Here is a 13,876-nt window from a genome sequence, read left to right as displayed (position 1 = left end):
ACCAGATTCTCTGATATAACATATATAAAGTTTGCATTTCTTGATAAAAATGTTTTAACATTGAGCATTTCTTTAATATTTGTATTCTTTAAGTAAGTGTATGTCTAAAATACCATTTTTATTGATTTTTATACTTGCAGTAGCAAGTTTACCAGTAATAAACAATTGGCTTTCACACCGCATTCAGAACTTAAATGATGATTATATAGGTGAGAGATTGGATAATTACATCAGTAAAAATTTTGATAGAGTTCTAAAAGCTCTCCAGGAAGAGTCAGCTAAAAATAGTTATGCTAATGCAACCAAAAATAAAATTTCTCAGCATAAAAATGAAATATTCGACTCTACTTATCCTTACTCAGGAAATGAAAATAGCAATATCATAGCTGTAGGTTTTTTTGACTATTCTTGTGGATATTGCAAAGCTATAAAGAACGATGTAAAACAATTGATCAATGATGGCAAAGTTAAGTATATCTTTAGGGATGCTCCAATACTTGGTAACAATTCTTTAAAGGCAGCAAAAGGTGCTTTAGCAACTTATTTTATCGATAAAGAAAAGTACTTAGATTTTCACTACGCTGCACTAGATCACAGAGGAGAATTTTCAGATGAAACTATATTAGGTATAGTGAAAAATATAGGGATCAACGAGAACGATTTTAACAACTCTATGAAAAATAATGCAGACAAAATTGAGCAAATGATAAACAACAGCAAACTTTTAGTAAGGGATTTGGGAGTAGGCGGTACACCTTTTTTGATAATAGGAGATAGTCTTTTTGTAGGAAAAACTGATTTGAATATATTACGTAAAAAAGTGAATGAGTTAAAAGATTAATAAATTTCCTGCTTGACAGCACAAGAGAGTTTAAGTATAGTTAAGATATAGTAAGTAACAATATGTATAGGCTACATATTAGTTCAAGAAAAGTAGGTGATGTTTGCTTGCAACACAGCACGACCTTAAGTAATTAGCCTTCCTAGGCTGGTTAATCTATTAAAATACAATTATTATTTTGGAGTTATAACATGAGAGATTCTAACTATGTAAGAGAGCCAATTGCTCTTTTTCAAAAAATCAAGTGATTTATTGCATAATCTAAAGAGCGCTTATCCTGAAAAGCTAAAAATCGGGGCTGCTATAAAGACAGGGGATTGCTTTTTTGACTCTGTGGCTCAAGGATTGAATGAATTAAACATAAAACCTGATTATCGTTTTACTGCAAAATCATTAAGAAAAGACTGCGCAGATTATGCTAGAGCAAACAAAAAGCCAGATCAGTGGGTTTATAAAGCGGTAATAAGAGATGCCGGAGAGTATTTCGTACCTCAAAAAGATCCGGATGGAGAAGTAATAAGCGAAAATGGACTTAATAAGCAAGACAAGGCGAAGTCTTTTTTCAAATATTTAGAGTATATTACTAATACACATACAGCTGACGCACCTATATGGGGTCGTCCAAACATTGAAGGTAGAATGATATGCGACAAGTACAAAGTGGAACTTTATATTTATTCAATAGAGGAAGATAGTCAAAAAGTTACGGTAACTAAAATTACAGCACATGATGATGATCCAGAAGTTTTTATACAAGATATAAATCTCAATCAACTAGAGATAGATAGTAGCAAAAAAACTGTAGGAGTAGTGAATTACATGAGGCATTTTGTGCCACTCCTAAGTGAAATTTCTGAAGATATAACAGAAAGTCAACCAGTTTCTAATGAAGAAATCTTTGGTGAGGTGAAAGAAGTTCCTGCTTCTGATCAATCAGAGCAAGAAGAACAATATAATATCAGAACTAGCAAAGCAGCAATTGCGCAAGATCATAAAGAACAAAAAACACAAAAAGAGAGAATTGATACCAGCGCTAGTGATCCAATTCATACAGATACAGTAATTACTATTTCTCATCAACAAGGGCAAGAAACACAACAAGAGGCAATAGAAAAGAAATTAATCAATAGTTGTTACAGAAGAGAAGCTATTTATAGCATAGCTGCTGTAATAACAGCTATAGCATTCACAGCATCTGCTATAGCTGCTGTTTTTACTCAACCAATGCCTTTAGCATGTTTTGCTGGAGTGGCTTTAGTTGTTGCATGTATTTGTGCATATCAGTTAACGCAGAGTCATCAAGACATTAACGAACTGAAAGGTAAGGTAGGAGAAAACAACACCTTTACTTTTTTAGAAGAAACGGGATTTAAAATTTATAGCCTGATTGATAAAGCAGCTTCAAAAATTTAAGATCTTTCCTACTTCATCTATATCAACTCAATTTTATTTTTACAGGAGGGCATATGTCATTTACAGAAATTAGATTTCCAGAAAATATATCTTATGGTTCCACTGGAGGACCGGAATTTTCCACTGACATTGTAACAACTCATAATGGCTGTGAGCAGCGCAATATTAATTGGTCTCGTGCACGTGCCAGGTATAACATAGCTTATGGAGTTAGGTCAAACGAGCAGCTAACAGAACTCATAACATTTTTTCAGGCACGAAAAGGTAAAGCAATAGGATTTCGTTTTAAGGATTGGTCAGACTTTACAGTTATCAATCAAGAAATTGGCATAGGAGACGATAAAAAAACGATCTTTCAACTGATGAAAACTTACATAAGTGGAAAAGACAAGCATACACGAACTATTAAAAAGCCAGTGCATGATACAATAAAAATTTACCTAGATGGTGAAAAGACAGAAAAATATTCAGTAAATTATTCAACTGGAGAAATAGAATTTATGAAACCACCAGCAAAAGGCACAATAATCACCGCAAGCTTCGAATTTGATGTACCAGTACGCTTTGATACAGATTACCTAAACGCTTCTATTGATAACTATGGCAGCAATAGCTGGAACAATATTCCCTTGGTGGAAGTGAAATAAATTAAGTGGGCTACCATAAGCAATGCTAAGCCTCAGTAATCAACCATATATTTATCGAGGGTTGCTGTAAGTTATCTGGGTGTACATAGGCTCAACGAGCCTATGTCTAAATTCTATTGAGCACTATTGATTTCAGATTAAGCACAATATTCGAAAATATATTCGCTGATTTTTCTGACTCCATTTATTTTATTCTTAAAAATGCCTCTCTACCTTTACGTCTTAAGTTTCAATCCAGGTAACTGTTATTATAGCAGCATTAAATGCATCCATACAAGCTTGGCATTCACTATCATTGCACTCTCCTTCAAGCCTATCGTATTGGTTAAGTGTAATATTATCTTTATTCTTTAGCATAACTTTAAAGCATTCTTCATAATTTTTGCCAGTAGATTCACCTGTTTTGACATCAATAAGCTCGTCATTTTCAACCTTAAGTTCTATTCGAGAATTTGGTCTCTCTTCTTTTTTTGTAATAGCATGGGATTGTAATGGAAAAGTGTTATTATTACTCATAAAATACTCCTTAAAATTTATTCTAGTTATAGAATATAAAGTTTAAGAATCTGTAAACTAGTTTTGCTTGCCAAAATCTTCTTTGTGATATGGAAATTTTTTTATTGCTATAAGTTATCTAGGTACAATTAATGAGCCTGACCAATTGCCATTTAGTGTTTGCACAATTGTACATGCACAACTTGCTTCAAAATTTCTGCTTGTTGCTGAACATGGATATTAGCATAACCACATGCAGGAGATGCAGCAGCAGGTCTTGCAATGCACTTAGGTCTTTTTGCTTGAGCATTGAGGCCAGACAATACCTCTTCTATCAATGGGTTGACAAAGAACCATCCTCCCATATTTTTTGGTTCCTCTTGACACCATATAATTTCAGCGTTCTTATATTTTTCGAGTTCATTGTTTAGTTTATCGGCCGGGAATGGATAAAATTGTTCTAAACGCACTACTGCTATATCGTTTATTTTTTGTGCTTCAAGCATTTCAATTATGTCGTAATAAACTTTACCACTACATATTACAACTTTACGTATTTTATCACTTGCAACTAAACCTGTTCTACACTCTGGAATTACCGTAAGAAATTTTCCTTCAAAGTCAGAAAGGTTAGAAACTGCGCTTTTATGACGCAATAGTGATTTAGGTGTAAACACCACTAAAGGCTTACGAAAATCTCGATTAATTTGTCGGCGTAAAGCATGAAAATAATTCGCAGTAGTAGAGCAATTAACCACCTGCATATTATCCTCTGCACAGAGCTGCAAAAACCTCTCTATACGAGCAGAACTATGCTCAGGCCCCTGCCCTTCATAACCATGAGGCAAAAGTAGAACTAGACCACTTGACCGCAACCACTTTGTTTCTGCAGATGAGATAAATTGGTCGATCATAATTTGCGCGCCATTTGCAAAATCACCAAACTGCCCTTCCCAGAGCACAAGTGAATAAGGAGAATCAAGGCTATATCCATATTCAAAACCCATCACAGCATACTCAGATAGTGCGCTATCTATAACTTCAAAGCGAGCTTGCTTCTCACTTATGTTGTTTAGTGGAATAAACTCTTCCTCCGTTGCTTGATTGATAAGTCTTGAATGACGGTGCGAGAAGGTGCCGCGACCAGAATCTTGTCCTGACAAGCGCACTCCTATTCCTTCTCTAAGCAATGACGCGAATGCAAGACTTTCAGCAGTTGCCCAGTCTATGTTGCTACCGGAATTTATACTTTCTATTCTTCCATCAAGTATTTTTCTGACCTTATTATTGATATTAAAACTGCTTGGAATATTGCTATTTATGTGTACGCCCAATTTTTTTAGCTCATCTGGTGAAACACCAGAGTCCGTATAATATTCACTCAAATCGTTCAACTTTGCTCTCCTGAGTTTTAACCACACTCCATCAAACCAGTCAGCTTTCTTCGGAGTATAAGTCGTTGACTCAGTAAGGCTTTTATCCAATCTTGTTCTAAATTCGCTGCGTAATTTACTTACTTCATCGCTACCTAGCACTTTCTCTGCAGTCAGCTTCTCTTCGTACAGCGTGCCTGGAGTTTTATGCTTTGATATTGCTTTATACATAAGTGGCTGAGTAAAATTTGGCTCATCGCCTTCATTATGGCCATATTTGCGGTAGCATATTATGTCAATCACCACATCCTTTTTAAATTTCTGCACATACTCCATTGCCAAATTCGCAACAAAACTCACAGCTTCTGGATTATCTCCATTAACATGAAATATTGGAGCTTCTATTGATTTTGCTACATCAGTGCAATAAAAAGATGAGCGTGCGCAGGATGGGTTGGCGGTAAAACCAACTTGGTTATTAATAACAATATGCACGATACCACCTACTGTATAACCTTCAATGTTGCTCAAAGTAAGGGTTTCGGCAACCACTCCCTGCCCGATGAAAGCTGCATCACCATGAATTGACACTCCAAGCACAGATCTTATATTTTGCTTCGCTCTTACTCTTCCAGCTAGAACTGGATTTACCGCCTCAAGGTGAGATGGGTTAGGACATAAACTTAAGTGTATTTTTTTACCACCAGCAAGTGCTCGATCAGAAGAGTAACCAAGGTGATATTTGACATCACCAGATACCTCAAGACCACTTGGGTATGCAAGATTGCCTTGAAATTCAGACAGCATTGCCGCATATTCTTTCCCCATAACTTTGGTTAGAACATTAAGCCGTCCTCGGTGGGCCATACCAAGAACTATTTCTTCAATACCAAAAGCTGCAGAATCACTAATAACTCTTTCAATTGCAACAATGGCTGACTCCCCACCTTCGATAGAAAAACGCTTATATCCAGGAAATTTCATATGGAGAAATTGCTCGAACATCTCAGATTCAATCAAGTGCCTTAGTATTTCTTTTTTATCCTGAGGGCTTAGCGTATAGACCTGATTTTCAATTTTCTCCTGCAGCCACACTCTTTCCTCATAAGAGGAAATATGCATAAATTCAAACCCGATGTTCTTGCAGTAAATATCTCTATATATTTCAGCATCATGCGCTGGAGAGATATTCAAATATTTCTGATAATCTATTTCTTTATTTACATGCGGTGATAATGGATTTAAGTCCGCAAAAAAATGACCGTAAGATCTGAAGAAATTTGCTAAGCTAGAAATTGAATCATCCGACTTGACTGCGTGCTGTGCATTGCAGGCTTCCGTTTTATTCATTTCTAAATTGCTTGAAAAAATCCTATTCCAATCCTCCCCGATTGATTTATCGCCCTGCAGATAACGGCTATACATTTCTTCTACAAATTCTGCATTATCACCATAAAGGCAGCTTAGACTTAGCATAATCACTACAAAAGATATCAAATACTTATAAGTATAACTTAAGTTTTTTAAAAAAGAACTCCTTTAGTTTCTAATTATTAAGTTATACAAACACTGTAATCCGAGTTTTCCAGAAAGGGTGTCATTCTAGACTGACATCTAATCTTTCCATAAATGCTGTATTTCAACATAAAACAACTATACTCATCAACTTGTGCCCAATCATAATTCCTAGATTCCAGTGTTAGCTACTTGTTTTTTGGATTTCTATACTATTGCTGATTGAAGATTATTGAAATTTTTTGCACATTAAGGAACGCAAGCGTTTATGAGTCAGAGGATAAGTCATATAACATTTACTCGGTCTTAATACTTTGAATTTATATTTAAGTAAACGATAAACAGTAATTGGTATGAGTGATCTATTTAAAAGTGACAATTATGATAAAAATCTCAATTCTTTGATAAGAGTCATAAAGCTGAAGGATACAAAAAAAATTAATGAACAATATGATGAAACACTGAAAGATTTATCTCAAGCTCTGAAGAATTTTACAAACAACGCAAAAGATGTAGCCAAATTTGTTATATATAGCGACTTGAATAATTATGTAGAACCTTTGAGCACAAAGCCACTCGGTTTTATTGGAACATTAAAAGGGATATTAGATAGAGTCTTGGGAAAAGATATTCCAACTAATGATAATGACATAAAAAATTTTGTTGGTGATGAATTATCAGGTTTCACTATAGAAAAAGCAGCCGAATACACAAATATTTTAAGTACAATTAATCTATTCAAGAAAGGACTTAAAGAAATTTTAGATTCGAAACAGAGTGGAAAAGGCAATAAAGAACATAAATCATACGAAGTAAGCACGGAAAATAAAACGACATCAAAGCAGAAGGAAGATACTCCTAAGCTGCAAGAAGGAAAACAGCCGGTAGGAAAATTAGTTATGAAGAGAATAAAACGGCCAACAACAGCACCTCCGCCACCTCCTACTGCCTCAAAAAAGGTACACTTTAAACCAGAAATAGAGAATGTATCTCCTGAAGATTCAGGCTATGAAAGTTCATTAAGTGAAGAGTCTGGACATGAGGAAATATCAAATTATCAAGAGAAAAGTAGTAAATCTTCAACAAAAGATTCGGAAGACTCAAAGTTAGCTAAAAAGGAGCCAACTCACAAAACGAAACCTAAGAAAAATGCAGGAACAAGAAGAGGATATAAAAAGAGACAGGCTCCAGAGCCACCAGCGCTAAACGCTACCAATCAAGAAATTAAGCAAGAAACTAAAGAAGATAAATCTGAAATACTGTCAAATCCTAAAAGGCTAGATATTGTTGATCAACAAGTGAGCACGAAACCAATAATAGTAGAAGTGACTTCGCAAAAATCAGCTGAAAGTAAACCAATCCTGAAAAAATCTGCTGATAAAGCATCATCAGAAGTAAAAGCGGTTATTATAAAAGAAAAAGTAAATAGCAAGAAGGACGGTAGAGTAAAGTCAATAGTAGGAAAGTTTGAGCAAAATCAAGTTGCTAAGAGCAAAGCCACCCCTGCAACACAAGCAGATATCGGTATGAAGAAAGATCCTGCACCATCGCAAGAAACTGCCTCCCAATCTCACTCATTTCCGGTAGGAAATAAAAGATCTAAAATGAACCCCATAACAGCAAAGTCCGATTCTAAACTTCCGGTTAGTAAAAAACCTCTTCTCACTCATGTTAGTGTAAAGAAAATAGCTGCACGATTTGAAAGCCATGGGAAGAAATAGTTGTAACCTATTGAACAAACCCTATAATATCCTTGATCTTTTTTATATTGTTATTTGCAATCTCTGCTGCTTTTTCTGTACCTTCTTTTAATATTTTATGTAAATGGAGCTGATCCTTCAAAAGACCGTTCAACTTCTCACGTATGGGTGATATAACACTGATGATTAAGTCAGCTAACTCTTTTTTAAAGTGTTTCATATCATGTTTATTCACTTCTTCACACACTTTTTCCACATTTAAATCACTAAGCACTGAATAAATGTTTACCAAATTGTTTACTTCTGGACGGCACTTTAAAGTAGCAAAATCAAAGCCTAGAATTGAATCTGTTTTTGCTTTTTCTATTTTCTTGACAATCAAGTCATCTGTATCGTCAAGGTTAATGCATGAGTATTCTGAAGAATCAGATTTGCTCATCTTGCTTGCTCCATCTCTTAAGCTCATTATTCTTGATGTGCAATCCAAAGTTAAGATTTCAGGTATGATGAAATGACTACATTTATAATGATTGTTAAAAGCTGATGCAATATCACGTGCAAGTTCTAAATGCTGTTTTTGATCATCGCCAACAGGAACATATTTAGTTTGATACAGCAATATATCCGCAGCCATAAGTACTGGGTAGCTATATAACCCAAGAGAAGCTTTTTGTCTATCGCTTCCAGCCTTATCTTTAAATTGAGTCATACGATTAAGCCAACCAATTGGTGTATAGCACCCTAGCAGCCAGCCCAATTCTGCATGACCACTAACTGCGGATTGATTGAAAATAATCGACTTTTCCGGATCTATTCCACATGCAATATAAGTTGCTGCTGCTTTAAAAATATTATTTTTTAATTCATTTGCGGGAAGCTTATTTGCTGTGATTGCATGCAGATCAACAACACAAAAAAGAGATTTATATTTATCCTGCAAGCCTATCCACTGCTTAATTGCACCAAGATAATTGCCCAAGTGTAATACTCCACTTGGCTGAATACCTGAGAAGACAACTTCTTCCATACCTTGAGTGTTTTATTAGTTACTTTCGCAATCAGCAGATTTTTTAGAAAGAATAACCATTGCAGGACGAAGCAACCTATTTTTAATGGTATAACCAGTTTGTAGTACTTCTACAATAGTGCCAGGCTCTTTTTCATTATCTTCTCTTTCCACAACAGCTTGATGTAAATTGCTGTCAAAAGAGTTACCTATTGGATCTATTTCTTCTATTCCATGTTTTTTTAGATCACTCACAATCTTTTGGTGCGCCACTTTTATTCCTTCATGAATAGGATCACCATCTTTCAAGTTTTCCATTGCTTTTTTTAAATTGTCACAAGAGTCGATCATATCACGTGCAAATTTTGTGACTGCATAATCACTTGCATCGCTAATTTGCTTTTGCATTATACGTTTAACGTTTTCATTATCCGCAACAGCGCGACGTAAATGATCTTCAAGCTGAACTGCACGTTCTTTTAATATATTAAGCTCTTCACTTAAATCACCTGTTTGCTGATCTTCTTGATCATCCCCTTTTCGTTTACTGACCATATCTGCAAATTTCTTTTTTTTCTCTTTATTACTATCTGACATATCATTCACCCTTACAAACTTAATAAATATATAACAATCAATCAAAAATATCAAGCGTTAGCTATCCTTGTCTTTCTATGCTTGCATTTAAAAAGTCAATCAAAGCAGTTTTATAAAGAGAATCAGAAAAAGTATCAATATTACTTTGCGCCATATTAATATAGTGTTTAGCTTCTTCCATAGAAACATGAATGGCATTATGATGATTAATATATTGTAATGCTTGGTCAAAATTGTGTCTAGCTGAAGAAAAAGATTTCTCCCAGAATTTTTGTTCTGATGGACTGCCTTTTTCATATGCTATAATAGAAGGTAAAGTAACTTTACCTTCAAAGAAATCTTTTCCAAGTTGCTTTCCTAAAGTGCCTTGATTAGCAGTATAATCTAGCACGTCATCAATTATTTGGAATGCCATACCAAAATTAAACCCGAAATTCCTTAGCCTCTCTGTTTCGTCACTTGTGGCTCCAGATACTACTGATGCAGCCTCGGAGCATGCAGAAAATAAAGATGCTGTCTTTTCTCCAATGATATTAAAATAATTTTTCCTAATTGTGCTAGGGTCAAAACGCGTTGTCATCTGCTTTATCTCACCCTTGACAAGCAAATTAGATGCCTTAGATAAAATAGAGAGAACACTTAAATTCCCACATTCTATAAGCCATCTAAATGCTAAGGTCAATAATAGATCACCAACTAAAATGCTTGATTTATTCCCCCAAATTTTATTTGCTGTTGCAACTCCATGGCGTGCCTTACTTTCATCAAGCACATCATCATGAAGTAAAGTAGCGTTGTGTATAAATTCTACCGATGCAGCAATGTTGACCCTACTCTCTCCAGAGTAATTCAGCATTTTACACATAATAAAAATGAGCTTAGGCCTTATCTTTTTTCCTCCTGAATTAATAAGATGAGATGTAATATCGGTAGCAAGCTTAGTACCTTCATCATTGACATTTTTGAAGATAAAGTCATTCATAGCCAATAAATCAGAAGATACAATATCATCTAATTTACTACTTTTTGTTAAATCAGTGTTTAGCATTTAAGAGGACTTATGCTTCTTGCCCTTGTACTTTCTCAACTTTTTTCTTTTCTATTTTTTTCGATTCTGTTTCTAAATCTACTATGCCTTTTTTAATGAACCACATTACCCTTTCAGTTGCTTGCGCTCCTACACTTAGCCAATGTTTTAATCTATCAGCTTTTACCACAACACGATTTTTATTGTCTTTTGGCAACATTGGATCATATTGTCCTATTCTCTCAATAAAGCGCCCATCTCTTGGTGCTCGTGAGTCGGCTACAACTATCCTATAAAAAGGACGTTTCTTTGCCCCAAACCTTGCTAACCTTATTTTAACTGCCATGTCAACCTTTATTCATATATTAATTACAATTTAAATACAATAAACAGCTCAAGTCAAACTAATTGTACCTCTTTTACCTAAAAATACAATATAGCCCCCTCCAATCACTCATAAAAGGAAGATAATAAACTTTTTTATATATCATCAATCATAGCATGATTAACTTCTACTCTATACTTTGATTTTAGATAGCTAATTAACTGTTCCTTTAGCGATATCATCACACGTTTTCCGGTGTCAAGCATGTTTAATTTACCATTTGATGAATGCATTTCTTTTAGAACGCCTATTATAATTTCATTATTGTATTGAATAGGATCTGTTACCGAATTAGTTGTTTTCATATTGAAAATCTCTTCTATGAAAGAAAAAGGGTAGTTTTGTTCATTGCGTTGTATTTGCTGGCCTTTAACCAATTTTATACCTTGCATTTCTTCCAAATCTGTCTTTTCTCTTAGTTGAACTGCTACTTCTTGTCCCATTTTAAACATTCTTTCTTTTATAAATTCACTACGCCAAAGCTTTATGGCTGATTCCCTACTTTCTTCAAAATTTTGTAATTTAGGAGGAACGATATCACTGATTTTTACACCAACAACAGTATCTCCAACACCCTTAAAATAATTCTTCTGATCTTTCTCGCGTGAAAAAATGAAAGAAATGAAATCACTGGAATTTCCTACTTCATTACCACTTTGGTCTTTCCCACTAGCATCTACTGGACCAATGGTTTGTATAGGTAAATTGTAATTATTGGAGATTTCTTCAATCGTTGCACCATTGTATATCTTATAATTCACTTGATTTATGAAATCATTGACTTTTTCAAAAGACTTTTGATTGGTTAAAACTGACCTTATGTCTTTTTTTAAATCAACCAAGTCTTCATCAGAGATTTGATGTATGCTTTCTACCTTTATTACGTGCCATCCAAAATTGCTTGTTAAAACTTCACTTACTTCACCTGTTTTGAGAGCAAATACCTTTTCTCTCATATTTTCAGGTAAGAAATCCTTAGTTATATTATTTACTCTGGTTTCATCGAGTTTCACTTTATTAAACTCTTCTATTATTTGTTCAAAGCTTGCTTTACTTTCTTCAAGTGCTCTTCTTGCTATTTCAGCTTTTTCTTTGGTAGGAAATATCACATTGAATATGTCTCTTTGATTTTTAAGTTCCTGATGTTCTATTATACTATCAACCTCTTCATCTGAAATTCTGATTTGATCTTCAAAATATTTTTGATCCAGAGAAATGTATTGCGCAGTTCGATACTCAGGGTAATAAAAATTGGACTTATTTCTTTCATACAAATCAAGTAAGGCTTGATCATCTGGTTCAGGAACGTCTGTAATTGCATTCTCAGTTATTTTAACAATATCAACTACTCTAGTTTGGTAGCGATTTTTGTATATCTGCTCATCAACACTCTCACCAAAAGTTACCGGATAATTATCTTTAAATAACGAAGTCATGAACATCATTGCAGGCAGGATTTTCTCTAGTTTTTCTATATATTCCTTTTCTGTTATATGCAGGCTATTTAGAGTTTGATGGAATTTATTATGGTCAAATTCTCCTTTATCGTCCTGAAAGTACTTGGTATTTTTTATGTGGCTTTTGATAGATTCTTCTCCAACTTTTAATCCAAGTTCGCTAATTAGGTTAAACAATAGTTTTTGCTCTATAAGTGCGTTAAGTAAATCATATTTCAGCTTTTTTACTTGTTCTTTACTTACATCAGATCCAGAAATTTGCTTTTTATAATTTTGATATAGTAATTTATATTCATCTGATGTTATAACTTCCTTTCCTACTTTAGCTAATTCTTTCCTTTCATCATCATTTGATAAAAGATTGCCAATCCCCATAAAGATTAATAAGCAAACTAAAAGGAGAACGATTGCCTTGGTAAAAAAATTTCTAATACTCATTGTAAACTTAGTTAACTAACACTTAAATTTAGAATAGCAATAATTTAATATTTGTAAATCTATTAACAAATTAGCTAATATATGTAATATTGTAGTGTATTAAATTGAATGGAAGCTTATATTAACCTAAGAGCCTGTAAGTGATCTCTGAATATGGTAAGATGAGGTATAGTTGACATGAGGTAAAGTATGAGGAATACATATCCAAGTGACATAAGTTGTGAAAAATTCGAAAAGATTAGACTAATTTTAGAAAGCGTGCGAAAGAAAACAAAGCCAAGAAGATTAGGTTTATATGAGTTATTTTGTGGTGTGCTTTATGTACTAAAAAGTGGCTGTCAATGGCGAATGCTTCCAAAAGAGTTTCCAAGATGGCGAAATTTTTACGATTACTTCAAGAAATGGAGTAAAAAAACGAATGAAGATAGAGAAAATGTTCTAGAAATTGTCTTTAAAAAAATTGGTTGGAGAGAACAGTGGTCGAAATACCAAAACAAGCTTCTGCATCATTGATGCCCAAAGTGTAAAAAATACCGATACTGCTGAAGAAAAAGGTTATGATGCTGGCAAGAAAATTTCAGTAATAAAGCGTCATATCGCAGTTGATACACAAGGTTTGACACACGCAATTCATATAACAACGGCAGAAATAACTGATCGTAGCAGTGCTTTGACAATGGTTAAAAATGCTAAAGAAAGTCTCTCTGAAGTTAAAAACATACTGGTTGATGCAGGCTACACTGGAGAAAATTTTGCAACACAGATAAAAGTAACTATTGGTGCAACTGTTGAGGTGAAGCACCTTTGCTGTATTGCCAAAAAGATGGGTTGTTGAGAGATCTTCTTTTGCCTGGTTGGAAAAATGTAGGCGACTTTGGAAAAATTGCGAGCGTAAATTTAATACTAGCCTACAAATTTGCTTTTGCTTCTTTCCTCTTCAAAAGATTATGAACAGGTTCTAAGAGATAAGAAATATAAACCA

Annotated in this window: 11 protein-coding genes and 1 pseudogene; 5 read left to right on the top strand and 7 right to left on the bottom strand. The window is 34.2% G+C overall.

The features are described from left to right. Positions 1-100: 100 nt before the first annotated feature. The 3 genes from OPR29_RS01695 (at position 101) to OPR29_RS01685 (ending at position 2,901) form a co-directional block, all read left to right on the top strand. The gene (locus tag OPR29_RS01695) at positions 101-841 is read left to right on the top strand and encodes a DsbA family protein (protein ID WP_265025342.1); all 741 of its coding nucleotides are present in this window, start codon (positions 101-103) and stop codon (positions 839-841) included. A 222-nt stretch (positions 842-1,063) separates the two neighbouring features. Further along, positions 1,064-2,254: an OTU domain-containing protein gene (locus tag OPR29_RS01690; protein WP_265025341.1), complete on the top strand. Its 1,191-nt coding sequence runs from the start codon at positions 1,064-1,066 to the stop codon at positions 2,252-2,254. 53 nt (positions 2,255-2,307) lie between these two features. After that, positions 2,308-2,901, top strand: coding sequence for a TIGR02217 family protein (locus OPR29_RS01685; protein WP_265025340.1), 594 nt, complete (start codon positions 2,308-2,310; stop codon positions 2,899-2,901). A 222-nt stretch (positions 2,902-3,123) separates the two neighbouring features. Here OPR29_RS01685 and OPR29_RS01680 read toward each other — a convergent pair whose 3' ends face one another. Together OPR29_RS01680 and OPR29_RS01675 are read right to left on the bottom strand one after the other, a co-directional pair. Then, a complete protein-coding gene (locus tag OPR29_RS01680; protein WP_264375694.1) occupies positions 3,124-3,417 on the bottom strand; it encodes a hypothetical protein in 294 nt (97 codons plus the stop codon). Positions 3,418-3,569: 152 nt separating this feature from the next. Further along, on the bottom strand, positions 3,570-6,245 hold the full coding sequence (locus tag OPR29_RS01675) for a 2-oxoglutarate dehydrogenase E1 component (RefSeq protein WP_265025339.1): 2,676 nt from the start codon (positions 6,243-6,245) through the stop codon (positions 3,570-3,572). 392 nt (positions 6,246-6,637) lie between these two features. On the opposite strand from OPR29_RS01675, the gene OPR29_RS01670 reads away from it, so the two are divergent. Beyond that, positions 6,638-8,005: a hypothetical protein gene (locus OPR29_RS01670; RefSeq protein WP_265025338.1), complete on the top strand. Its 1,368-nt coding sequence runs from the start codon at positions 6,638-6,640 to the stop codon at positions 8,003-8,005. Positions 8,006-8,012: 7 nt separating this feature from the next. Here the strand turns inward: OPR29_RS01670 and trpS are convergent, their stop codons facing one another. From trpS to OPR29_RS01645, 5 genes are all read right to left on the bottom strand, one after another. Further along, positions 8,013-9,011, bottom strand: a complete 999-nt coding sequence (trpS, locus tag OPR29_RS01665; RefSeq protein ID WP_064085384.1) for a tryptophan--tRNA ligase — start codon at positions 9,009-9,011, stop codon at positions 8,013-8,015. Between the two features lie 15 nt (positions 9,012-9,026). Further along, complete coding sequence (locus tag OPR29_RS01660; RefSeq protein ID WP_007301960.1) at positions 9,027-9,587, bottom strand: nucleotide exchange factor GrpE; 561 nt, start codon at positions 9,585-9,587, stop codon at positions 9,027-9,029. Between the two features lie 61 nt (positions 9,588-9,648). Continuing rightward, entirely contained in the window at positions 9,649-10,635 is a 987-nt protein-coding gene (locus OPR29_RS01655) for a polyprenyl synthetase family protein (RefSeq protein WP_265025337.1), read from the bottom strand. Positions 10,636-10,645: 10 nt separating this feature from the next. Continuing rightward, a complete protein-coding gene (gene rpsP / locus OPR29_RS01650; RefSeq protein ID WP_006015540.1) occupies positions 10,646-10,960 on the bottom strand; it encodes a 30S ribosomal protein S16 in 315 nt (104 codons plus the stop codon). A gap of 134 nt (positions 10,961-11,094) precedes the next feature. Beyond that, the gene (locus tag OPR29_RS01645) at positions 11,095-12,894 is read right to left on the bottom strand and encodes a peptidylprolyl isomerase (RefSeq protein WP_265025336.1); all 1,800 of its coding nucleotides are present in this window, start codon (positions 12,892-12,894) and stop codon (positions 11,095-11,097) included. Positions 12,895-13,083: 189 nt separating this feature from the next. Here OPR29_RS01645 and OPR29_RS01640 point away from each other — a divergent pair. Beyond that, positions 13,084-13,856, top strand: a pseudogene (locus OPR29_RS01640) (IS5 family transposase). Positions 13,857-13,876: the final 20 nt, after the last annotated feature.

The sequence above is a fragment of the Wolbachia endosymbiont (group B) of Pammene fasciana genome, from assembly GCF_947251495.1.
Classification (GTDB): Bacteria; Pseudomonadota; Alphaproteobacteria; order Rickettsiales; family Anaplasmataceae; genus Wolbachia.
This window is presented reverse-complemented; position numbering and strand designations above follow the sequence as displayed.

What these genes read in the sequence shown, in the direction of transcription:
- OPR29_RS01695 (WP_265025342.1), top strand. Translation starts at nt 101, where the DNA reads ATGTCTAAAATACCATTTTTATTGATTTTTATACTTGCAGTAGCAAGT.
- OPR29_RS01685 (WP_265025340.1), top strand. Translation starts at nt 2,308, where the DNA reads ATGTCATTTACAGAAATTAGATTTCCAGAAAATATATCTTATGGTTCC.
- OPR29_RS01680 (WP_264375694.1), bottom strand. Translation starts at nt 3,417, where the DNA reads ATGAGTAATAATAACACTTTTCCATTACAATCCCATGCTATTACAAAA.
- OPR29_RS01675 (WP_265025339.1), bottom strand. Translation starts at nt 6,245, where the DNA reads ATGCTAAGTCTAAGCTGCCTTTATGGTGATAATGCAGAATTTGTAGAA.
- OPR29_RS01670 (WP_265025338.1), top strand. Translation starts at nt 6,638, where the DNA reads ATGAGTGATCTATTTAAAAGTGACAATTATGATAAAAATCTCAATTCT.
- trpS (WP_064085384.1), bottom strand. Translation starts at nt 9,011, where the DNA reads ATGGAAGAAGTTGTCTTCTCAGGTATTCAGCCAAGTGGAGTATTACAC.
- OPR29_RS01660 (WP_007301960.1), bottom strand. Translation starts at nt 9,587, where the DNA reads ATGTCAGATAGTAATAAAGAGAAAAAAAAGAAATTTGCAGATATGGTC.
- OPR29_RS01655 (WP_265025337.1), bottom strand. Translation starts at nt 10,635, where the DNA reads ATGCTAAACACTGATTTAACAAAAAGTAGTAAATTAGATGATATTGTA.
- rpsP (WP_006015540.1), bottom strand. Translation starts at nt 10,960, where the DNA reads ATGGCAGTTAAAATAAGGTTAGCAAGGTTTGGGGCAAAGAAACGTCCT.
- OPR29_RS01645 (WP_265025336.1), bottom strand. Translation starts at nt 12,894, where the DNA reads ATGAGTATTAGAAATTTTTTTACCAAGGCAATCGTTCTCCTTTTAGTT.